Origin of the sequence: Wolbachia endosymbiont of Tettigetta isshikii, from assembly GCF_041154185.1 — a bacterium.
Taxonomy (GTDB): Bacteria; Pseudomonadota; Alphaproteobacteria; order Rickettsiales; family Anaplasmataceae; genus Wolbachia.
The window spans coordinates 1-22,230 of the sequence record NZ_JBFTEN010000003.1 but is presented as its reverse complement, the minus strand read 5'-3'; the positions used below and the strand labels follow the sequence as shown (position 1 = coordinate 22,230).

The window sequence follows — 22,230 nt, the reverse complement described above, 5'->3', positions numbered from 1 at the left end:
CAGTTCAATTGCTGTATTTTAACAAAAAGGTACAGCTAATGTAAGGTGGTGCTTTATGTCTCTAAGAAATAAGATTTCTGGGCTAATAGAACAACAATTTAACATTAAAACCATGATAACTATTTGGCTTACGCTATACACAAGTGGGCTGCAAGTGAAATGTCCGATTCCATTGCTCTTTGTACAACTGGCAGTGGCGAATGTAAGATCAAGTATCAAGAAATTGCAAATTCATTTAACATAACAAAAGAAGAAATTGACCAGGATAATATTGAAAGTATAGGAAATAAAATAAGAAGTGAAGCTGAAAAGGAAGATAGCAAGTTTTCTTAGTTGATTTCTAGAATGGATCAATCGCTAAAAGAGCAGAGTGAAAAGTCTATTATACAAATTTTAAATTCATCTGCTGAGAAAATGTTACAGAGCTTTTGTGGGCAATGCAATAGCTCTGCAGAGGAAAGCAGTTCCCATGAGTCTCAAAAAATCAATGATGCGCCCTCTGCTTTACCTGAAGAGCCTACCACAGAAGGTTTAGAAACTGCTACCAATCAAGATCCTTTTTCAACCTAATCAACCCCATATATATACTCTTTTTGCACCCACGCCTTACGTTTTGAGGAGGATAGCGAGCACCATTTCTCATTGCATTTTTCTATTCTCATTATAACGTATTCGTCCATTTTCATAGTAATCTTACTGTCCATATTTTGTTTTTGATATCCATAAGTATCTTCTTTTATCATCGCGTAGCGCCTGTTACTGAGCAGATTACTTTTTATCCATCCGCAGTCTTCTTTTATATCACAGACCTTTTTCCAGTTTTCAAACTCTTCTGTCACTTTCAGTGGCAGATTTTTGCAAGTGTATATCCATGTTACAGGATAGTGAAACACTGGTTCTGTTCTCATATTGACTTTATTTGATTTTATTGAAACAAAGTTTCTGGCAAACAAGTTAGGACTAAGCAACAAAAACAATAGGATAATAGTAGATCTATTTTTGAACCAAGATCCCAGTATCACGCACTGGAATGACATAAGTGGTTTATTCATCATAATTCACGATTAGATTGACATAAGATAAAGAGTAAATTAAAAATTGAGTAGATTTTTAATTTACAATAGATGTCCATAGAAATATTAATGCCTGCTCTTTCCCCAACAATGAGCAAAACTGGGGGAAAAATCGTAAAGTGGTGTAAAAAAGAGCAGAATAGAGTTGAAGTAGGTGATGTAATTGCTGAAATAGAGACTGATAAAGCCATAATGGAGTTTGAGTCTGTGGATGAAGGGGTTTTAGCAAAAATTCTAGTACCGGAAGGAGCAAGTGGCGTGCCTGTAAATCAACCAATAGCTCTAATGCTGGAAGAGGGAGAAGATAGTAGTGCACTTGATAACTATGTTACAGTTTCTACTACCAATGTTGAAGCTAAGAAAGAAGCTGAAGCACGCTCTTCAACGTCATCCAATTCTGCAGCGCCATTCAACCCTTCAACGTTATCTAACCCTTTAATGCCATCTGATTCTTCAGTGTCATCTAACCCTTCAGTTTCATCCAAGTGCTTGACACTGGGATCCAGAAAAGAAGAAAATACCAAGACAACGGAAGGTAGAATAAAAATAAGCCCATTAGCCAAGAAAATAGCTCAAAATGAAAATCTGGATATAAAGCGACTAAAAGGTACCGGGCCATATGGCCGTATCATTAAAGCTGACGTATTGGAGTTTTTAGACGGTGGTGTACAAATTGAAAATAGTGAAAGATCGAGCGAAGACGTTATAGTCAAAGTAAGTAACATGCGCCAGGTGATAGCACAACGCCTGATTGAGTCTAAGCAGAATATACCACATTTTTATTTAACTGTAGACTGTCGGGTTGATAAGCTAATATCGCTCAAAAACGAGATTAATTCAGCAGATAAAAACAACAAAGTAACAATTAATGATCTAATTATAAAAGCTGTGGCTTTCAGCATGAGGAAATTCCCTGATGTAAATTCTTCCTGGATAGATGATAAGATACTGAGATATGCAAATATAGATATTTCAATCGCTGTAGCACTTGAAGATGGACTAATCACTCCCATAGTAAAAAATGCTGATAAAAAAAGTGTTTTATCTATATCAAAGGAAGTGAAAGATCTAGTAAGCAGAGCAAGATCTGGAAAATTAAGACCTGAAGAATTTCAAGGAGGAGGGTTTACTATCTCCAACTTAGGCATGTTTGGTATAAAAACTTTCAGCGCTATAATTAACCCACCGCAATCCTGCATTATGGCTGTTGGTACATCTAAGAAACAGCCTATTGTTATCAATGAAAAAATAGAGATAGCAGAAATAATAATGGTAACACTTTCTGTTGATCATAGAACAGCTGATGGAGCACTCGGGGCAAGATTTTTAAACGCATTTAAGCATTATATAGAAAATCCTCTAGCGATGCTTCTTGAGTCTGTGTAGACATTGGACTTTTTGCAAAACCATATCAGGTTATGCAAGAAGTCTGATGCAAACCAAGGTTAATTTATGGAGGTAATTAAACTAAAAATTAACATTCGAGTGTTACTATGTTTAACTGAAATTGAGGTAAATGTTATGGAACGAAGAAATCTGACAACATTTTTAATGTAAGGAAAATGGGTAAAGACTTTTTAGAACGAACTAACGAGTATAAGAAACAAGCTATTGATATTCAAAAGCACAATGACACAATCCAGAATACTACTTTAGCAAAAAATATTTAAGAAATTTACTAAGCAGAAAAAAAGACAAAAGAAATCCCATGGTAGAAGTTGCTCACTCTCTAATCATGCAAATTGGCATACTATACTGTCTTAAACGACTTATAAGCTGGTTTCAGCTTGTATAGGGAAAAACCTAGAAGTTTAAGTAAAATTAATAAAGACATAAGGTGCACATAGTGCAAAAAATTAAACATAAGACGCCAACCGTGATACTTTGGTCGTTTAATCTGCACAGATTGAAGCTAAATGAATAGTTCCAATACTACAGTATTGGTAACGTCGAAGGTTGTCAAGTAGTTTTTTGCATATGCCAAAAGCCGATTTGTTATGCAGTAGATCTATTAACTTCTGGTTGCTACCAAACGATCTATAGTTTACCTATCAATCTCACCAAAAACTATATCGAGCGAGCCAATAATTGCTGCAATATCAGCAAGCATGTGCCCTTTTGACATGAAGTCCAAGGCTTGCAAATGCGCAAAGCCTGGTGCTCTTATTCTGCACCTATAGGGCATATTAGTACCATCTGAAACTATATATACCCCAAACTCGCCTTTTGGTGCCTCAACAGCTGCATAAGCCTCACCTTCTGGCACACGATACCCTTCCGAATAAAGCTTAAAATGGTGAATGAGAGCCTCCATGGACGTTTTCATCTCTGCTCTTGGCGGTGGAGAAATCTTTCTATCTTCAGTTTTTACTGGTCCTTCGGGCATTTTTTCTATGCACTGCTTTACCAAACTAATAGATTGCCTAATCTCCGCCATCCTGACTAAATAACGGTCATAACAGTCGCCATTTTGGCCGATTGGTATATCAAAATCCAGTTGGTCGTATATCTCATATGGCTGGCTTTTTCGCAAATCCCAAGCAAGCCCAGCAGCACGCAGCATTGGTCCGCTAAAACCCCAGTCAAGCGCTTGTTTGATCGATATTTCACTGATTTCTACAGTACGTTGTTTCCATATCCTATTTTCCGTCAAAAGTTCGTCGACATCGTCTATATACTGCGGAAATTGCTCTATGAACTTTGCAATGTCCTCAATCAAGCCTTCTGGAATATCTGCCGCCACTCCACCTGGCCTAATGTAAGCTGCGTGAAACCTTGCACCCGAAGCTCTTTCGTAGAATGCCAATATTTTTTCTCTTTCTTCAAATAGCCATAAAAGAGGAGTCATTGCTCCAACATCCAGTGCTTGAGAAGAGATACTGAGTAAGTGATTTAGTATTCTGGTCAGCTCACAAAACAAAACACGCAAATACTTTGCTCTGACTGGCACTTCACATTGCAACAATTTCTCTACACACAGTGAATATGCGTGCTCTTGCGACATTGGTGATACGTAGTCAAGACGATCAAAATACGGCAAAGCTTGGAGATACGTTTTGTGTTCTATTAATTTTTCAGTGCCGCGATGCAAAAGCCCAATATGGGGATCTGCTCTTTCGATTACTTCACCATCCATTTCCAATACAAGACGCAACACTCCATGTGCAGCTGGGTGCTGAGGTCCAAAATTCAACATCATTGTTTTTAAATCTGACATATCTGATAACTTAAGATATTGAAATTATATATACTGAAGTGCGTTAAAAGTCAATCTGAAACCTCTGTTATATAATTGACATTTGTTCGGAATTATGCAATAACAAAGGATTATAATAATTTGAAGTAGGAAGTTAATGCCTGATCAAAAAAAGTTTGCATCATATGTGGTAATAACCATAGGTGGAACTGGACTTATAGCTAGGTAGTTCTTATGTATCACTTTAGCACCTTTATTGCAGGGAAACTTCACACTCCTTTTCAGGGCACTTATGGTGGTCTGGTGAATGCAATAGAAAGGCATGAGCTAATAATATGTGCTTTTAGTAATGAAATCTTAGTCAAAATGGTTTAAACTCGCTATGTATTTTGATTGCAAAAAATGTGTGTAGAGCATAATGTTGACACTGAGTCTTTATTTAAGTTGATTAATCAAGAAAATCAAGAAGAAAAGGAAAAAGTCAAAGAGTTTATTAAGTACTTTTATAATTTTGTCTATAATAGCGACCTAAAGATCAATGATAAATTTCTTCTGTACATTGCAGAAGACGCATACAACTTCATCCTTAAAAAAGAGAAAGAAGAAAGTAAGCTAATGGTAAGCAATGTAAATGATGTACCAGGGATAGAAGGCAATTTTACTATAATTAAAGTAGCAAATGACAACATGCCTTTTCTGGTTGACTCTATTATTGCCACCATTAAGTCGCACGATTTAACTATATGCTACTACAGCAACAGCATAATTAACATCCAAAGAAAAAGTGGCCTTATTAATGAGATTTGCCATTTAGAAGATGATAATGGTATCAAGGAGTCGGTGATATATGTGGTTATTAAATGCATAAGTGACAGTTTTGTTGATACTCTAAAAGAGTCTCTACACAGAACACTGGAGGCGGTTAATTGCGTTGTAAAAGATTGGCACCTGATGCTGCAGAAGCTTGATGAGGTAAGTCGTTCTGTCATCCCAGTACTTGATACTGGGATCCAGGAAAAAGATTTTCTAGCTTGGTTGAAGAATAACAACTTTGTATTTTTAGGTTATCAAGAATACATTCCTGATGAAGATGGGAAGTTCACTCCAATTGGTAAGGAAAATCTTGGTTTGATGAGAGCAAGTGAAGAGTATCAAAATGTATTGGTTCCCTGTGTAGGCATTGATCATTTATATATATTAAGGTCAGATCTGATTTCAATAGTTCATCGGCGTACATACATGAATTGTATAGGGGTGAGAGAATTTAATGATCAGGGTAACGTGATAAAGGAACGGCGTTTTTTTGGATTGTTTACTTCTATAGCTGAAGTTCAAGATATTCGAACTATTCCGGTAATAAAGGGTAAAATTGAGATAATAGAGAAAAGGGCAGGCTTCATACCTGGTGGCCACAACAATAAAGCTTTAGTTTCTATCTTGCAAGCATTCTCTTGTGATGAATTATTCCAGTCCAATGAAGATGAGTTATTTAAAATTTGTACTTCGATCATGTCTCTTGCAATTAGACCAAGAGTCAAATTGTTTTTAAGAAAGATAGGAGACTTTGTTAGTTGCATAGTGCTGATACCGATGCGTTATGCTAGTGCAAGGTTAATGTTCAAGGTACGTGACATATTGAAGGATGAGATAAATGCAAAAGGTGCAGATATTTATAACCACCACATTATAAACGAGTATGACTTGATGAAATTGCATGTTGTGCTAAAGGCTGAAGGTGCTAGTGTTCTTGATGATGAAGTTCTTTGTATCGAAAACAAGTTGAGAAACATTACAGAAAAGTGGGAAGATCGTTTTATAGATAACCTATATAATACTTTCGGTACTGTTGAGGATGTATTTATCCGTTATTGCAAAGCATTTCCGATAAGCTATCAAGAGAGTTTCGAGCCTAACGACGCATATTACGATATGAAAAAATTGGAGATAGTAAGGAAAAAAAGAGTAAGTGAGGTCGATTTAAGACTTACTTGTGACAATCTAAATTACCAATTAAAGGTTTACACTCCGAGCAATGGCGGCCTTGAATTATCAAAGATATTGAGAATTACTAAGAATCTGGGGGCGAAGATCCTATCTCATAATGGTTATTACATAGAAATCAATGGCGGAATATGGATACACCATTTTGTATTGTCGAGGGTCGATGAGATAATAGACAACATTACTCTAAAAGAGCAGTTTGAGATAACGCTTGCAAAAGTATTTAAAGGGGAAATTAAAAATGACTATTTCAACAGTTTGATCATTATTGCTGGGCTGGAGTGGAAGGAGGTACTTCTGGTTAGAGCGCTAAGTGCTTATCTGAAGCAAACGTCATTTAAATACAACCCAGAATACATTCAAAAAGTAGTTTCAGAGTATCCAAAGATAGTGAAGTATTTGATACAGTTATTTCATGCAAGATTTGATCCTAGTATAGATATTGATAGAGCAGAAACTACAGACATCTTCAGAGAGAAAATTGAGGAGCTTTTAAAAGAGATCAGCAATGTTTCACATGATTACGTTATACGTTCGATATTTAACTTGATAATGGCCGTTTTAAGAACCAGTTATTATCAAGATGATAAACCATATTTATCTACAAAATTCGATTCAAGTAAAATAAATGGTTTGCCTGACCCGCATCCATATCGTGAATTGTACGTGTATTCGAACCTTTTTGAGGGAATACATTTAAGGGGAGGAAAACTAGCCCGTGGTGGTTTGAGATGGTCGAATAGGACGGAAGATTTCCGTACTGAAGTTTTGGGGCTCATGAAAGCTCAGATGACGAAAAACGCGGTTATAGTCCCTGTTGGTGCAAAGGGTGGGTTTATAATAAAGAAAGTTTATAGAGATAAAAATATCTTAAGAAAGAAAAGCGTTGAGTGCTATAAGAATTTTATCAGAGGAATGCTTGATATTACTGACAATGTAGTTGATGGTAAAATAATTCCACCAGAAAACGTGATCAGGTATGATGAAGATGATCCATACTTAGTAGTTGCGGCAGATAAAGGCACTGCTTCATTTTCTGATTATGCCAACCAAATAGCCTCTGAGTATAATTTTTGGCTTGGCGATGCATTTGCATCTGGTGGATCGGCAGGTTACGACCACAAAAAGATGGGTATTACAGCAAGAGGTGCGTGGATTGCAGCACAAAGGCATTTTTGGAGAATGAATAGGGATATTTATCAAGATGTAACTGTTATTGGAATTGGAGATATGGCTGGCGATCTGTTTGGGAACGGCATGCTGCTTTCAAGAAATATGCGTTTAATCGGCACATTTAACCATATGCATATTTTTGTTGACCCGAGTCCTGATGCAGAAAAGAGTTTCACAGAACGTAAACGTCTCTTTGAATTGCCATTTTCAACTTGGATGGATTATAACAAGTATTTGATTTCTGAGGGTGGTGGGGTATTTGAGCGCAGCAGAAAGCAAGTAAACATTTCTCAAGAAATAAAAAGACGTTTCGACATAACAGAAGATACGTTATCTCCAAATGACTTAATACGATATCTGTTGAAAGCAAGAGTGGACTTTATATGGAATGGAGGAATTGGCACGTTTGTCAAAGCGAAAAGTGAAAGCCATGACATGGTCGGTGACAAAGCAAATGATGAGTTAAGAGTGAATGGTGAGGATATTAAAGCTTCTATGTTCATAGAAGGTGGTAATCTCGGTTGTACGCAGCTTGGAAGAATAGAGTATGCAGAGAAGGGTGGATATATCAATGCAGATTTCATTGATAATTCGGCAGGAGTAATATGTTCTGATTTGGAAGTTAACATCAAAATTGCATTTGTTTCGATTATGAAAGGAGGAGGCATTTCCTTAGAAAAAAGGAACGAAATACTGGCTAGTATGGTAGACGAAGTTGCATCTAAAGTACTAGAGGATCATAACAGGATTGAAACAAAAGCATTACTTCTTGAGTGCTTGCAAGCTAAGGAAAGGTTAGAGCAGCATCACAGATTATTACTCAGCTTGGAGAGATCTGGGCTGCTGAACCGAAGTGTGGAATTTCTTCCAGCTGATGAGGAAATAGCAAGAATGTTAACTGGAGCAGAGGGTTTTAGTTCCCCTCAGCTTTCTGTCCTGATATCTTACGCTAGAACAGCAATAAAAAATGAAATTATACTTTCCAGCCTGCCTGAAAAAGATTCCTTGTGTCGTGATTACTTGCTAAACTACTTTCCGCAAAAAATGGTAACAGAGTTCAAGGATTACATATTAAAACACCAACTTCGCAGAGAAATTATCTCCACTTGCATTGCAAACGATATAGTGAATAGGATGGGGTGCATATTTATTAATAATCTAGTTGAAAATACTGGAATCAAAGTGCATGAAGCAGTTAATGTGTATATTGTTGTTAACCGTTTATATAGTTTAAATAACCTGTGGCAGAAAATTGATGAATTGGATGGAAAGATTGATGTTAACTCATACTTGCAAATAGTTAGGAATGTGCAAAAGTTTATTGGTAGAGTGTCATTTTGGTTGGTAAAAAATCTCAGCAAGCTCGGCTCTATAGAGCTGGATGATGTCACAAAATTTAAAGATGCAATTGAGACTTTAGGCCAGAACCTAACTGATGTTTTAGATGAACATCTATTGAAGGTCTATCACCATGGGTCTGCTTCTTTAGTGGAACTTAATATAAATAAAGATCTAGCCAAAAAAGTTGCTGATCTGTGTATTTTGGCCTATGCATTGGACGTTATATCCATTTCTGAGCAGACATCTTTACCTATTCTTGACACTGGTAAAATATACTTTGAATTAAAGTCGCTACTGAGGTTCGATCTGATTAGAACAATTGCTATCAAGATGAAAAGTCATTCTTCTTATTGGGACCGCAGCTTAATTAATGATTTATTGGATGACTTAAGCAATTATCACTATAAGCTAGCTGTCAAAGTTATAAAATCCACCAGTAACAGTGAAGATAAAGTTCAAGCCTGGGCTTGTAACGATATGGATTGCATAGAACGTTATAATAGTTTCTTAGATGAGATGGTTGCTTCTAAGCTTGATTTAAGTAAATTAATATTTATAATAAGAAGAATTAAAGTACTTGCCTCGTAGGAAAAATGTTCAATATAGGTCTTTCAGAAATTTTAGTTATAGCACTAGTGAGTATAGTTGTTCTTGATAAGAATCAGATGCCTGCGTTTATTGACCTTATTAGGAATATATATAGGTATTTTATGATTGCAAAGTCGAGAACTAGGAAATTGTTAAAAGATGCCGGAATTGAAGATTTGTATAAAAAGTATAGTGTCGAAAAGGTAAATTATATAGTTGGTAAAGATGGTAAGTTTTATGCTAGTTATAATATAGATAATACATCTAAAGGCAATGACAGCAAAGATTCTGGTAGTAGATGATGTACTATCTAATGTTAAGCTTTTAGAAGCTCGACTAAAAGCAGAGTACTATACAGTTATCGTAGCTCATGATGGCAAAGAAGCTATAGATTTGGTAGCAAAGCAGCAGCCAGATATTATATTACTCGATATCATGATGCCGAAAATAAATGGCTTTGAAGTTTGTAAGAGCTTAAAGAGTGATCCCTTAACAACCCATATTCCAATAATTATGGTGACTGCGCTGCATGACACTCATGATAGAGTGCAGGGCATTAATGCTGGTGCAGATGACTTTCTAACTAAACCAATAGATGAAACTGCTCTGTCTGCGAGAATCAAGTCCCTCACGCGCTTGAAGATGGTAATAGATGAATTGCGTTTGAGAGGAGAAACTAACGCTGAGATTGGTGGGATAGCAGGAAGCAGTATTATGGATTATTCCAACCAGATTTTTGATGCTAACATACTTGTTGTGGATGAGGATGTCTTTCAAGCGGAACAGATATATAATGTACTGAGTCAACGTTTTGGTTCAATTAAAGTGCTGAATGATCCAACTGAGGCATCGAAAACTGGTATTGAGGATAACTACGACCTGATTATTTCCGACATGCAATTTTCGCAAACTGATGGCCTACGTTTATGTTCTGAGTTTCGCAGTAAAGTAGAAACACGTTACACGCCAATTCTGATTCTCTCTGAAGATTATGATAAAAACAATTTAGTAAAAGCGCTTAACGTGGGTGCTAACGATTACTTAACAGTACCGCTGGACGAGAGTGAGTTAATAGCAAGAGTTAATTTACAAGTGAAACGTAAGAGGTATCAAGATGCCTTGAGAATGAACTTGTTCAATAATGCAGAAATGTCTATAAAGGATCCGCTAACTAACTGTTATAACAGAAGATATTTTGATGCGCACTTGAAAAACATTGTTAAAGATTCTGTAGAGAAGGACAGAAGGTTATCTCTTATGATACTTGATATAGACTATTTTAAGGTAGTAAATGACGATTTCGGGCATAGTGCTGGGGATGAACTTTTAAAGCAAATGCAGAAGAGAATCTCTGAAAATATCAGAGTGACGGATTTGCTAGCTAGGTTTGGTGGTGAGGAATTTGTTATTGTAATGCCAGATACCAATATATCAGATGCATACACTGTTGCAGAGAGGATACGTGAAATTATCGCTACAGAACCTTTTGTGCTCTCAGGCGAGAACACGACTCATAGTGTGACTGTGAGCATTGGAATTGCAGAAATGCAAAAATCTGATCTTGATAACATTAAAAAATTTATAGTACGCGCTGACAGATACCTATATAAAGCAAAAAATAGTGGCAGAAATAGAGTAGTTACTAGCTGGCTCAGAGTGTAACAACATAAAAGTTACCATCAATTCAAACTCACAATTTCAAAAAAAGTTGTTGCATACAAAAAATATCTATGGTATAGGCAGTGGAATTTACATAATTTAGTAACAACTTTGGAGGGTTTATGAGAACAATTGATCAAGAATTACTTGATGCTGCACAGCAAGGCAATCTCGATAGGGTTAAAAAGGCGCATTAACCAAGGGGCTAATATCTATGCTAAAAGCGCTAATGGAAATAAAGCTTTACACGCTGCTGCTTTTAATGGTCATAAGAACGTTGTAGAATTTTTCCTTAACCGAGGACTAAGCATTAACTACCCTGGAGGTAATGGTTTTACACCGTTACATGTTGCTGCTGAAGCAGGCCATCTAGAGGTTGCAGAATTTCTTATAGCAAAAAAAAAGCAGATATTTATGCTAGAAATGTTAATGGAGATAATGCTTTGCATGTGGCTGCTGCAAGGGGGCATAAGGATGTTGTAGAGTTTTTCCTCGACCGAGGAATGAGTGTTAGTGATCCTGATAAAGGTGGCTGAACACCATTGCATTATGCTGCTCAAGAAGGTCAACGAGAGGTTATAGAGTTTCTTCTAAGAAGAGGTGCTGATGCTGGTATCAAGAATGAGTGTGGTGAAAAACCAAGCGACGTTGCCAGGAGGAAAGGTCATTCAAGTATTGTAGAATTGCTTTCTCCTTATGAGAGCTGTGTTATACTATCAACACACTCTGAGAAAAAGCAACAAGAAAAGTTTTTACATAGTATTTCTAATGCAGATGTAAGACAAGTAAAACAAGGTCTATATCTGCCTTCTTTTGAAGCAAGGAACGTTAAAATTAATGATAAGTTGTACTGCTATCACGCGTGGCTTATCTCAGGCTTTATTATCACAGAGTGGCAAGCTATTTTTAAATAATCTAGAAACTTCGGCTGAAATTTATGAGCGTATAGCGCATGGTAAATAAATATCTAAAAGGGAAGAAAGAGAGATTTTTGCTTTTAGTAAATTACTTAGTAGCTTTGAAAGACAGCTAGATCCTGCTACAAATAGCCTACCTTCAAACTCAATATATAATAAGGGCTACAAAACATTCAGTGATTTATCAAATTATATAGCCGGAATTAAAGGTAATTTTGCCATTCACTTAGTGACAAGTAATCACGTTGTTGCCATTTATAGAATAGGATATAATTATCCTTACTTTGACAGCAATGCAACATTTGTTTCTTGGTTAAAGGATGTCGATCAGCTTATTGAAGTTGTAGAAAAAGGAATAAAATCTGCTGGCTATAAAGTAGAGAAAAAAGGTTTGCTTATTAAACACTTTGATGTTACTAAAGGTAACAGCCAATTATTCAATGAAGATAAGCAAATCTTAGCGAAAGAAATTAAAACAGAATGTCAACTTCTAGCAGAACAGGATAAGGAGCTTGGTCTTATTAAGGTTAATGGTCAAGAGATATCCAGAGTACAGTTATATGACTTCGGAACTAAAATTAATGTAGAAGGTAGCCTGCCGGTACTTATCAATGTTAATATGAATCTAAGTAGCAAAAAATTCCAAGATCATCTAGATAAAAAAGAAATAAGTATGACAGCTAGAGAATATCTTGGTCACTTGAAAAGTAGCAAGAATGTGGAAGAGGTAATACAAGCAACAAGATTAATCCCTTTTGAAGGTTCAAGTAGTGAAATTAGAGATGCGAGGAAGCGTGCAAGACATGTAATAAGCCTGAACCTTATTTAAGTGGTATAACAATAAGTAATCAACCAATGAGAGCAAGTGCGCCGGGAAACTGATGCTAGCTGAAATGACACTCTCTCCTGTCATCCAGGTAGCCTTTTCTTGGTCGAGTAGACCGGTGGAACTTCCCCACCAGCACCTCACAGAACTGTGCATGAACCTCTCGATTCACAGAGCTCTTGTCATTTTTAGCCTTTACATCAAAGACCTACCTTAATTATTTGCTCCTCCCATTTCGGTTGACAAATAACTAAAATCCAAATGACTCAGTCCCTTCTCTCCATCTCCATTACAGAGACTTCTTCACTACTACAAACTGATCCTCCCATGTTTTCCGCATCGGTACTCTCATCCTTGAAGTTTAGCTTCTTGGATTCCTACCTTATCATCGAAACGACAGGTTCCCGTAGTTCTACACAATAGCCAAAAATAGATTCGCGCCACCTCTATGCCGGACGCCACCTACCCAGTAAACAAGTTTCCTGTAGATTTATCCCAGGTTAGGATGAAACCCCTGGTTTTGACGTCGTCTAAAGCCTTTCGACACTTCTTCAGTGGTTCATTTTCATTCGCCTCTCTATTTCACACATGACGCATAATTGCACCTTTTCCATAACGCTCACTACCTTGGCTCTTTACCAAAGCAGCTTATGGTTGTTTGAAGCCTGCTCTTGTAAATCAGCTCCGAGGCTCATCTATTGTGCAGCTTCAGCTTACCGCTTCTACGGCACACTCATCCCAGTGCTCCGACACTGGGATTCAGTCTTTCCATAATGATTAAATGGTGTGTTTTAAATTGAGATTAGCTACTTTCTATGTTCACAAAATTAGTTTGCTTGTGAGCAAGCAAACTTTCCTAGATTCCAGCTTCACGCGCTGGAATGACAAAGTTATGGGTATCATCTAAGCGCACTTTTCCCGTCATCCCAGCACGCGACGCTGGAATCTCATTTCATTTTACAATTGCGTCACCCAAGTAGCCTTTTTTGTCATCCCAGTACTCGATACTGGGATCTAGGATACTACTTTAATAATAAATATTTAAGAAATTTACTAAGCGGGAAAAAAGGCAAAAAAACCGAGTAGCTAGTTATTCACTATCTATCTTATAACATTGGCGTTTTTTGATGTTTTAAACGACTTATAAGCGCGTTTCAGCTTGTATAGATAAAAAACCAGAAGTTTTAAAAAGACATGCAGCACACATAGTGCAAAAAATTAAATATGAGACACCAAATATGCTAAGTTTTTTTGTCATTTAATCTGCGCAGACTGAAGATAAATAATAACTTCAGTACTATGGTAAGGGTAACGGCGAAGGTTGTCAAGTAGTTTTTTTGTTGCTATTGGGTAGCTTTTTCCACTGTTGTACGCTCGTTCCTTGTGTAGCGAGGATTGGAATACCTTGTGTTTGAGGCAAAACCCTCTACATACACTGTTTTGGAACAAATGTTCATACGATTGTGCATGCAGCGTTGAGATAACAGATACCGTAAAATTTGACATTAACCACTAATAATTGGAATATTAGTATGGTAGGAATTACTCAAGAAAGCATGCATAAATATGATGTAGTGGTAGTAGGTGGCGGTCATGCAGGGTGTGAAGCAGCTTCAGCTGCAGCTCGCCTTGGTGCAAGCACGCTACTTATAACCCATAAAATTTCAACTATAGGAGAAATGTCCTGCAATCCAGCAATTGGAGGAGTTGCAAAAGGTGCTGTAGTCAGAGAAGTTGATGCTCTTGATGGCATGATGGGAAGAGCAATCGATCAAGCAAGTATACACTCGGTCGTTCTAAATAGCAGCAGAGGCGCAGCAGTATGGGGACCACGAGCACAAGCAGACCGAAAATTATACAAGCAAGCAATACAGGAGATCATTCTAAACTATAGTAATTTGACCGTAAAAGAAGAGTCAGTTGATGATTTCCTTATCGAAAGTAATAGCAACGGAGAACCGCACATCAAAGCTGTAATAACAAGCTCAGGGGAACATATATTAACAAGCAAAGTCGTTCTAACTACAGGGACTTTTCTGTGTGGTGTGGTTCATATAGGAGAACAAACAACCCCTTTAGGAAGAATGGGGGATAAGTCTGCAGTAGGGCTTGCAAATACGCTGAAGAAATATGATTTTAAACTAGGTAGGCTGCGCACTGGAACTCCACCGAGACTCGATCGTGGCACTATAAATTGGCCAGTATTGCAAGAGCAAGTGGGCGACAATCCACCTGCACCGTTTTCTTATCTCACAGAGAAAATTAACCAACCTCAGGTTTCATGTTTCATTACTCATACTAATGAAAATACACATAGAATAATTCGAGAGAATCTTCACAGGTCAGCTTCTTCATATTTAGATGATGTTGTTGCACCAAGATACTGCCCGTCTATTGAAGCTAAAGTTAAAAAATTTTCAGAAAAAAATAGTCATCAAATATTCCTAGAACCAGAAGGGCTCGATGATGATACTGTATACCCAAACGGAATTTCAAATTCATTGCCCATCGAAGTGCAGCATAAAATGATAAGAAGTATCAAAGGGCTTGAAAACGCAGAAATATTAAGACCTGGATATGCGGTTGAGTATGACTATATTGATCCACGAGAGCTATTTCATACCCTCGAAACTAAGAAAATTAAAGGTCTATATTTTGCCGGCCAAATTAATGGCACCACCGGATATGAAGAAGCGGCAGGGCAAGGGATTATTGCCGGAGTCAACGCAGCACTCTCTACATCTAAAAAAAAAGAAAGCTTTGTTCTTCACCGCACAGATTCGTATATCGGCGTAATGATAGATGATCTGGTCACCAAAGGAGTAAACGAGCCTTACAGATTATTCACCTCACGTGCAGAATATAGGCTAGCAATCAGGTCAGATAATGCGGATAGGAGGCTCACACAAAAAGGTTATGACATTTCTCTTGTGTCATATGAGAGGAACTCTGTTTTACAGAATAAACTTAAATCCATTAAACAGCTTGAAGAGAAGTTGGAGAGCCTAAAAATTACTCCTCAGCAGCTCAGGTTCTATGGTATTAAAATATCTTATGATGGAATAAGAAAAACAGCGCTGGATCTACTTAGCTACCCCAATATTGATTGGAACAAATTACAAGAAATATGGCTGGAGTTAAACAGCATCACGTGCCTGAATAATACCAAAACGTATAATACAGCTAAAAATGAAGTGCGTGAAGCAATTGCAATTGAAGCAAAATACAAGCCTTACCTAGTAAGACAAGAAGCAGATATGAAGTTTCTACGAGAGGAAATTAACACTCAAATTCCAATAAATTTCAACTATTCACAAGTTAAAGGCTTATCAAGTGAGGTAATAGAAAAGTTGCAGGCGATAAAACCAGCAACAATCGGCATTGCAAAACAAATACAAGGCATCACTCCAGCAGCAATAGTTAGCATATTGGTGTATTTGAGAAATAGGAAGATAAAAGCAGCTCCTAATTCTGCGTAAAGGTAATATTATGTCAAAAATAGAAGAGTTTCGTTTTTTTATGCGCGAAATAAATGTTGATGCGTTTATGTTGCATACTAAAGACGAATATTTAAATGAGTATTCAGAGGAGCTAACAAAGCTATGTGGCTTTACAGGAACAAATGGGCTACTTATCGTTACAAAAGACAACAAGTGCCCATTTTTTACGGATGGACGCTATATCACACAAGCTCGCAATCAGCTCGATCAGGGTAGTTTTCAACTATATAATATACAAGAAGAGGATCCACGCGAATGGGTAAAAGCAAACTTAACATTGACCACCTCACTAGGTTATTATTTGCAATATTTTACCGTAAAAGAGATAAGAAAATATGAAGATATTTGTAAATTGGTACCCTATTCAATTAAAAAAGAAATTAGTCGTAGAGAACAAAAGATAGTTTCGCATTCATCCGGTGAAAGTAATAAGAATAAATGTGAAAAAGTCACTAAAAGCATAGATAAAGAAGTTGAGGCAGTGCTTTTGACTGATCCAAATTCAATTTCGTGGTTATTAAATTTAAGAAATGAAAATACTAAATATACTCCATGTATACTAGGCCGCGCCGTATTGTATAAAAGCGGCAATGTTGATTTGTTTGTTCAAGACAAAGAACATTCAACTATAGAAGCAAATTTGGATAACCATATAAATGTTTTTGATGTCAGTGAACTGGAAAGTTCGCTGCGCAAGCCAAATTCGATAATGATAGATCCAAGCACAACTCCAATGAGTATTATGACTGTAATACAAAATAAGCAGGTAGTTGAAAGAGAGGATCCTTGCTTGATTCATAAAGCAGTAAAAAATCAAATTGAAATAACTGGAGCTATAAACGCACATATCCGAGATGGAGTAGCAGTTACAAATTTTCTATGTTGGTTTAAAAATAATATTAGCAATGAAATCACCGAACTTAACGCTGAAGAAAAACTCTTAGAATACAAAAAAGAGCAGGATTTGTTTAAGCAACCAAGTTTTCCAACAATTTCTGCATTTAATGAAAATGGAGCAATTATTCATTACCGTGCAAGTAGTCAGACGAATAAGGCAATTCAGAAAGATGGACTATACTTGATTGACTCTGGTAGCCAATATCTTGATGGTACAACCGATGCTACAAGAACTGTAGCAATTGGCAATCCAACCAATGAACAAATAGCCCACTATACGATAGTACTCAAAGCTCACATTGCTGTGGCAAATGCCGTCTTTCCTCTTGGCACTACTGGTGGAGAATTGGATATCCTGGCACGTATTCACTTATGGAAATTTGGAATAGATTATATGCATGGTACAGGGCATGGAGTGGGAAGTTATCTATCAGTGCACGAAGGGCCACAGGCAATATCAAAAGGAAATAAAGTAAAACTTATGCCAGGGATGATACTTTCCAATGAACCTGGTTATTACATTCCAAGAGAGTATGGAATAAGAATTGAAAACCTGATGTATGTTGAAAGGCAAGAAAACGGCTTCTTAAACTTTAAACAATTGACCTCCATTCCATATGATAGAAGGTTAATAGACGTGCAAATACTTGCCCAAGATGAAATTAAGTGGATAAATAGCTACCATCAATTTGTCTATAAAAACTTAGAAAACAGTGTTAAAGATAAGGAGTGGTTAAAGGGAGTATGCAGTTCTTTATGAGCCAAAGAGCAGCATTTTCATTGTTTAACAAAGTATTAATGTAGCTGCGATTGGCATTTTGTATTGTTTTTAATTTGAGAAAGATATATAATAGAAAATACGTATTTTAAGTAGGTGTAATTATGACAGGTAAAGCGCAAGGCGATGAATTTATGAAGCAGTATATGGATAATTGCAAAGAGCAAATAGAAAAATTAGCTAAGGATCCTGAATTGCTTAATCAGACCTTAAGGCCATTCATGCAAATGTTTCAGCAGCTTATGGCTGGTGGTATGTTAGACGGAGCTATGCCTGACATGATACCTAGTTTAGGCAGTATGGATATTAACAAGATGATTGCTCAGATAAAGGAGATGATTGACTACATAAAGGGTAATTATAAGGAGCTCATGAAAAAGGATAACTCGCAGATTCAAGAGCTTGATGAATCCAGTAGAAAACTGAGAGGTTTGGTCAAGAAATTGATAGAGAAAATTGAAAGTAGCAAGTAGTAATAGCTGAAGTTGTCAGTAGCGCAGCAACACGGAACCCCAGGTTAAACCTGCACCTATTGCAGTCAGTAATCCCAGACTCCCTGGTTTTATTTTTGACTCTTGTATTGCATAATCAATTGCTAGCGGGATCGATGCTGCTGAAGTATTTGCGTGTTGATCAACTGTATTAGCTACTTTTTCCATAGGTAAATCTAATTTCTTTACTATAGCTTCAATGATACGGATGTTTGCTTGATGGGGAATCAGCCAATCAATATTAGCAATTTTCAAATTATTGCATCTTAGTGTTTCTTCTATTGAGGCTGTTAACTTATCCACTGCACATTTAAACACTTCTCTTCCATTCATGCATATTTTTCCAGAATCACCAGTTGAAGATATTCCTCCATTTGTACACAATACATCTACATTGCCATCAGAATATAGGTTAGCTGATATTATACCCCTTGTGTAGTGCTCTGCTGTTTCATTGCAATGTGCCGCAGATTTTATTACCACCGCACCGGCACCATCACCAAAGAGTACACAAGTTGACCTGTCTTTCCAATCAACAATTCTAGACATTATTTCGGCACCTATAACCAGTGCATATTTAATTCTATTGTTAGCTTTTATAAGCGAATCAGCAATTGTAATTGCATATATAAAACCAGAGCATGCCGCTTGCACATCAAAGGCAAATGCGTTTTTGCATTTTAGCTTACTTTGTACAATAGTTGCACAGCTAGGAAAAGTTTTATCAGGTGTTGTTGTTGCCACTATGATTAAACCAATTTCATCCACTGAAATTTGAGCTTTTTCTATAGCATTTTTTGCTGCACTGACAGCTAGATCTGATGTTAATTCTCCTTCGTCTGCTATATGCCTTTGAGTTATTCCTGTTCTCTGTCTGATCCATTCATCACTTGTCTCAACCATTAGTGCAATTTCGTCATTACTCAATGTTTTTTTTGGCAGGCAAGATCCAGTGCTTAATATAAAACTTTTATTCAACGTGACTTACCTCACTAATTATCTTCTGGTTTAAATTTTCACTAATGGTGTTTACTGCAAATTTTATAGCATGAGCAAAAGAAATAGCATCAGAATTTCCATGACTTTTAATGATAATACCATTTAGCCCTAAAAACATAGCGCCACTTCTAATTTTAGGATTAAAACGCATTAATGCTTTATTTAGCTTGGGTTTCAACAATATGCCAACAAGCATTTTTGCTGTCCATGAGTTTAATACCTCCTTTTTTATTAGATTAATGAAAGTACTAGCGGTTGCCTCAGCCGTTTTGAGCATTACATTGCCAACAAAACCATCAGCAACAATCACATCTATATTACCCTCTAAAAATTCACTTGCCTCTACATATCCTTTGAAGTTAATACTTGGAGTATTCTTGAGTAACTCAAAGGCTCCTCGTACTGAGTCATTGCCTTTAACTTCTTCCGTACCAATATTTAGCAAAGCGACCTCAGGGTTGTCAATTTTTAATGCTATTTTTGCAAATATACTCCCCATTAATGCAAATTGAAATAGTGAGTCAGCATTGCAATCAACATTTGCACCAAGGTCAAGCAGTGCAAAGCTTTTTGTCTTAGTTGGACAAACAGATACGATAGCGGGACGATAAATGTTTGGCAATGTTCCTAAAACAAATCTGGAAATTGCCATTAACGCTCCGGTATTGCCTGAGGACACTATCCCAGAAGCTTTGTCTTCTTTCACTGCCTCAATAGCCACTTTCATACTTGAGTCTTTACGATGCCTCAGTGCAAAAGATGGCTTATCATTTGCAAGAACATTGTCAGAGCAGTGAGTAAACTCAGAATCGTTACTTACCTTCTTATATTTCGCAAGCAAAGGAGATACTTCTTTTTGATCCCCATAAATATGAAAAAAAACTTTAATACCTGGGTCGACAAGGTTATCTAAAAAAAAACTAGCACCTTGAATCACTGAGAGAGGTGCAAAATCACCTCCCATAGCGTCAAGTGCAATGACTATGTTATTGTTGACTGTTGGTAACATATCATGATAGTTATTCTGCCTGTTGTTTGATAAAAACCCGTTTTCCTTTGTAACTGCCATCAACTGCTATATTGTGAGGTAACATAAACTCCCCAGTTGTTTGGCATACCACAATGTTCTTAGGCTGAACAGCATGATGAGAACGATGCATATCACGCCTTGACTTTGACTTTTTTCTTTTTGGAACTGCCAAAATTTCCTCCGTTATCTACTGAAAATCCTACAGTTTACTAGTAACATGTTTTTTAGAAGAAGTAAACAGTGATAGTAAAATAAGTAAGGTTTATCTATGCTCCTAAGCTTTAAACTGGGTATCTCAGTCAAAAGACCTCTTGCATTATGGTTTAGGAGAAACGCAGATGAGCATAGCAAAATATCTCGAGTCGCTGCAGGATGACGGTGTCTTCTGGTAGGCTCAAATCACAATGTGCGTATAGCTGCGACCCGAGAGGTGCTTTCTCTGATCCACTGTAGGTATTGCACGGTGCTGTCAACTTGGTCATTGTAATGTGCTTCTGGAAACATTAAAATCTCATACTCAAAATCATTGAGACGTATCGCCTGGTGCGGCAGAAAAACTTTTCCAGACTCTATAATCGGAACAATCTGGTGGAATCGGGCAAGTTTGTCATCATATGGTACTATTTCAATGATTGGCAACTCACTGCTTGCTTTTAGCTCTTGCACCAATTGTTGACCACTCGTTTTTGCTTCGATCAAAACTGCGTGTGGTGTCCATCTTGCAGCCAGTGACAGAACTTGCTCTTTAAGCTTTTGGTACTCGAGTTTTGCACGATATACATCGAGTAAATAAAACTTATTGCTTGCTTTTGTCCAAGTGGTGCAGACGCTGAAGTTGCTAGAGTTGCTTGTTGAAACCGTAGTGTCCCAGCTTTGGGTTACATGCGAGAGGTCATCAGGAAAATTTCTATAGCGCTTCAGCCACTCTAGTTTGAGTATACCACTTGAAAGCGGTAGAGGGTTTTGTTGATATTGAGCAGCAAAAGCGTAACTCCCAAGTTCAGCCTTTATCATCTCAACTTCTTCTTTTCCTCCATCTAGGGGGTATAGCAACTTATCTTCTTCTCTTGAGTATATCCTTGCAGGTGGTGTTATGTAAGTAGCTGACCCTGGAACTCAGCGTTTATTGCTGGTGTGCCCATTTTTAGTTACTTGGATGACAGGAACAAAAAAAAGTAGGCGCTGTCTTTTTAACTGAATAGATAACCTCCTTATTTTCAGACATCATTGGTAAACGAATATGGTGCCATATGATTTTTGGTTTGGAAAGAAGGTGGCCGGTCAAATCTTCCAGGTGGAGTTTGTGCATCACAAGAACGATGACTCCTTTTTTTCTATTGTTGAGCCTACTTACTAAAGTCTGGTCAAACCATTTTGTAGCACGGTTTCTAAGCGTTTTGCTCAAAGCTTGAGTGGAGCTCAGTGGATCATCCACAATGATGAAATCACCGCCTTCACCGGTCAATGTCACTCCAACAGATGTTGCAATTCTGTATCCTCTCTGCCCTGTTTGAAACTTATATTTAGTATTTTGCTCTTTGGATAGTTCTACCCCAGGAAATAACTCCTTACACCAACCAGACTGCATTATACACCTTGTATCGAGCGAGTGCTTTTCGCTAAGCCGCCGAGAATAGCTTGCAACTATTATCCTTGCAGTTGGCTGATTGCCCAGTATCCGCACGGGCCATGCAACACTGATGCACATGGACTTCATCGAGCGCGGCGGCATATTGAATATTATGCGCCTCACTTCACTGG

The 22,230-nt window shown here is 37.3% G+C and carries 17 protein-coding genes and 2 pseudogenes; 13 read left to right on the top strand and 6 right to left on the bottom strand.

Features of this window, described 5'->3' with window-relative positions; all coding sequences use genetic code 11:
* Positions 1-123: 123 nt before the first annotated feature.
* Together AB6N09_RS01140 and AB6N09_RS01135 are read left to right on the top strand one after the other, a co-directional pair.
* Positions 124-333: a hypothetical protein gene (locus AB6N09_RS01140; RefSeq protein ID WP_411131128.1), complete on the top strand. Its 210-nt coding sequence runs from the start codon at positions 124-126 to the stop codon at positions 331-333.
* Positions 334-345: 12 nt separating this feature from the next.
* Positions 346-570, top strand: coding sequence for a hypothetical protein (locus AB6N09_RS01135; RefSeq protein WP_411131127.1), 225 nt, complete (start codon positions 346-348; stop codon positions 568-570).
* On the opposite strand, the gene AB6N09_RS01130 is transcribed toward AB6N09_RS01135, so the two are convergent.
* Positions 567-1,055 (bottom strand): SH3 domain-containing protein, encoded by a 489-nt coding sequence (locus tag AB6N09_RS01130; protein ID WP_411131126.1) that lies wholly within the window; start codon positions 1,053-1,055, stop codon positions 567-569. The two genes, AB6N09_RS01135 and AB6N09_RS01130, sit on opposite strands and share 4 nt — an antisense overlap.
* 69 nt (positions 1,056-1,124) lie before the next feature.
* Here AB6N09_RS01130 and AB6N09_RS01125 point away from each other — a divergent pair, with 69 nt between their 5' ends.
* Entirely contained in the window at positions 1,125-2,459 is a 1,335-nt protein-coding gene (locus AB6N09_RS01125; RefSeq protein WP_411131125.1) for a pyruvate dehydrogenase complex dihydrolipoamide acetyltransferase, read from the top strand.
* 658 nt (positions 2,460-3,117) lie between these two features.
* On the opposite strand, the gene AB6N09_RS01120 is transcribed toward AB6N09_RS01125, so the two are convergent.
* The gene (locus tag AB6N09_RS01120; protein WP_411131124.1) at positions 3,118-4,290 is read right to left on the bottom strand and encodes an NADH-quinone oxidoreductase subunit D; all 1,173 of its coding nucleotides are present in this window, start codon (positions 4,288-4,290) and stop codon (positions 3,118-3,120) included.
* A 381-nt stretch (positions 4,291-4,671) separates the two neighbouring features.
* Between AB6N09_RS01120 and AB6N09_RS01115 the strand changes: the two genes are divergently transcribed.
* The 10 genes and pseudogenes from AB6N09_RS01115 (at position 4,672) to AB6N09_RS01070 (ending at position 18,422) form a co-directional block, all read left to right on the top strand.
* Positions 4,672-9,372, top strand: coding sequence for an NAD-glutamate dehydrogenase (locus AB6N09_RS01115; RefSeq protein ID WP_411131123.1), 4,701 nt, complete (start codon positions 4,672-4,674; stop codon positions 9,370-9,372).
* 5 nt (positions 9,373-9,377) lie between these two features.
* Positions 9,378-9,674: a Sec-independent protein translocase subunit TatB gene (gene tatB / locus AB6N09_RS01110; RefSeq protein WP_411131122.1), complete on the top strand. Its 297-nt coding sequence runs from the start codon at positions 9,378-9,380 to the stop codon at positions 9,672-9,674.
* On the top strand, positions 9,646-11,034 hold the full coding sequence (locus AB6N09_RS01105) for a PleD family two-component system response regulator (protein ID WP_411131121.1): 1,389 nt from the start codon (positions 9,646-9,648) through the stop codon (positions 11,032-11,034). The genes tatB and AB6N09_RS01105 overlap by 29 nt, the downstream gene beginning before the upstream one ends.
* A gap of 147 nt (positions 11,035-11,181) precedes the next feature.
* Positions 11,182-11,421: pseudogene (locus AB6N09_RS01100) on the top strand (ankyrin repeat domain-containing protein); the annotation flags it as partial.
* Positions 11,415-11,567 carry an ankyrin repeat domain-containing protein gene (locus AB6N09_RS01095; RefSeq protein ID WP_411131175.1) on the top strand — a complete coding sequence of 51 codons (153 nt, stop codon included), beginning with the start codon at positions 11,415-11,417 and terminating at the stop codon, positions 11,565-11,567. The pseudogene AB6N09_RS01100 and the gene AB6N09_RS01095, both read left to right, overlap by 7 nt.
* 6 nt (positions 11,568-11,573) lie before the next feature.
* The gene (locus tag AB6N09_RS01090; RefSeq protein ID WP_411131120.1) at positions 11,574-11,945 is read left to right on the top strand and encodes an ankyrin repeat domain-containing protein; all 372 of its coding nucleotides are present in this window, start codon (positions 11,574-11,576) and stop codon (positions 11,943-11,945) included.
* A gap of 232 nt (positions 11,946-12,177) precedes the next feature.
* Positions 12,178-12,777 carry a hypothetical protein gene (locus AB6N09_RS01085; RefSeq protein WP_411131119.1) on the top strand — a complete coding sequence of 200 codons (600 nt, stop codon included), beginning with the start codon at positions 12,178-12,180 and terminating at the stop codon, positions 12,775-12,777.
* Positions 12,778-14,330: 1,553 nt separating this feature from the next.
* Positions 14,331-16,253, top strand: coding sequence for a tRNA uridine-5-carboxymethylaminomethyl(34) synthesis enzyme MnmG (mnmG, locus tag AB6N09_RS01080; RefSeq protein ID WP_411131174.1), 1,923 nt, complete (start codon positions 14,331-14,333; stop codon positions 16,251-16,253).
* 10 nt (positions 16,254-16,263) lie between these two features.
* On the top strand, positions 16,264-17,931 hold the full coding sequence (locus AB6N09_RS01075; protein WP_411131118.1) for a M24 family metallopeptidase: 1,668 nt from the start codon (positions 16,264-16,266) through the stop codon (positions 17,929-17,931).
* Positions 17,932-18,053: 122 nt separating this feature from the next.
* Positions 18,054-18,422, top strand: a complete 369-nt coding sequence (locus AB6N09_RS01070; protein WP_411131117.1) for a hypothetical protein — start codon at positions 18,054-18,056, stop codon at positions 18,420-18,422.
* 15 nt (positions 18,423-18,437) lie between these two features.
* Here AB6N09_RS01070 and AB6N09_RS01065 read toward each other — a convergent pair whose 3' ends face one another.
* The 4 genes and pseudogenes from AB6N09_RS01065 to terL form a co-directional block, all read right to left on the bottom strand.
* Positions 18,438-19,418 carry a beta-ketoacyl-ACP synthase III gene (locus AB6N09_RS01065; protein ID WP_411131116.1) on the bottom strand — a complete coding sequence of 327 codons (981 nt, stop codon included), beginning with the start codon at positions 19,416-19,418 and terminating at the stop codon, positions 18,438-18,440.
* On the bottom strand, positions 19,411-20,448 hold the full coding sequence (plsX, locus tag AB6N09_RS01060; protein ID WP_411131173.1) for a phosphate acyltransferase PlsX: 1,038 nt from the start codon (positions 20,446-20,448) through the stop codon (positions 19,411-19,413). The genes AB6N09_RS01065 and plsX overlap by 8 nt, the downstream gene beginning before the upstream one ends.
* Positions 20,449-20,458: 10 nt before the next feature.
* The gene (rpmF, locus tag AB6N09_RS01055) at positions 20,459-20,641 is read right to left on the bottom strand and encodes a 50S ribosomal protein L32 (RefSeq protein WP_411131115.1); all 183 of its coding nucleotides are present in this window, start codon (positions 20,639-20,641) and stop codon (positions 20,459-20,461) included.
* 227 nt (positions 20,642-20,868) lie between these two features.
* A pseudogene (gene terL, locus AB6N09_RS01050) lies at positions 20,869-22,230 on the bottom strand (phage terminase large subunit); the annotation flags it as partial.

Bases quoted from the DNA above. Each gene is read 5' to 3' on its own strand.
- AB6N09_RS01135 (WP_411131127.1), top strand. From the start codon at position 346: ATGGATCAATCGCTAAAAGAGCAGAGTGAAAAGTCTATTATACAAATT.
- AB6N09_RS01130 (WP_411131126.1), bottom strand. From the start codon at position 1,055: ATGATGAATAAACCACTTATGTCATTCCAGTGCGTGATACTGGGATCT.
- tatB (WP_411131122.1), top strand. From the start codon at position 9,378: ATGTTCAATATAGGTCTTTCAGAAATTTTAGTTATAGCACTAGTGAGT.
- AB6N09_RS01125 (WP_411131125.1), top strand. From the start codon at position 1,125: ATGTCCATAGAAATATTAATGCCTGCTCTTTCCCCAACAATGAGCAAA.
- mnmG (WP_411131174.1), top strand. From the start codon at position 14,331: ATGCATAAATATGATGTAGTGGTAGTAGGTGGCGGTCATGCAGGGTGT.
- AB6N09_RS01070 (WP_411131117.1), top strand. From the start codon at position 18,054: ATGACAGGTAAAGCGCAAGGCGATGAATTTATGAAGCAGTATATGGAT.
- AB6N09_RS01115 (WP_411131123.1), top strand. From the start codon at position 4,672: ATGTGTGTAGAGCATAATGTTGACACTGAGTCTTTATTTAAGTTGATT.
- AB6N09_RS01105 (WP_411131121.1), top strand. From the start codon at position 9,646: ATGACAGCAAAGATTCTGGTAGTAGATGATGTACTATCTAATGTTAAG.
- AB6N09_RS01120 (WP_411131124.1), bottom strand. From the start codon at position 4,290: ATGTCAGATTTAAAAACAATGATGTTGAATTTTGGACCTCAGCACCCA.
- plsX (WP_411131173.1), bottom strand. From the start codon at position 20,448: ATGTTACCAACAGTCAACAATAACATAGTCATTGCACTTGACGCTATG.
- AB6N09_RS01075 (WP_411131118.1), top strand. From the start codon at position 16,264: ATGTCAAAAATAGAAGAGTTTCGTTTTTTTATGCGCGAAATAAATGTT.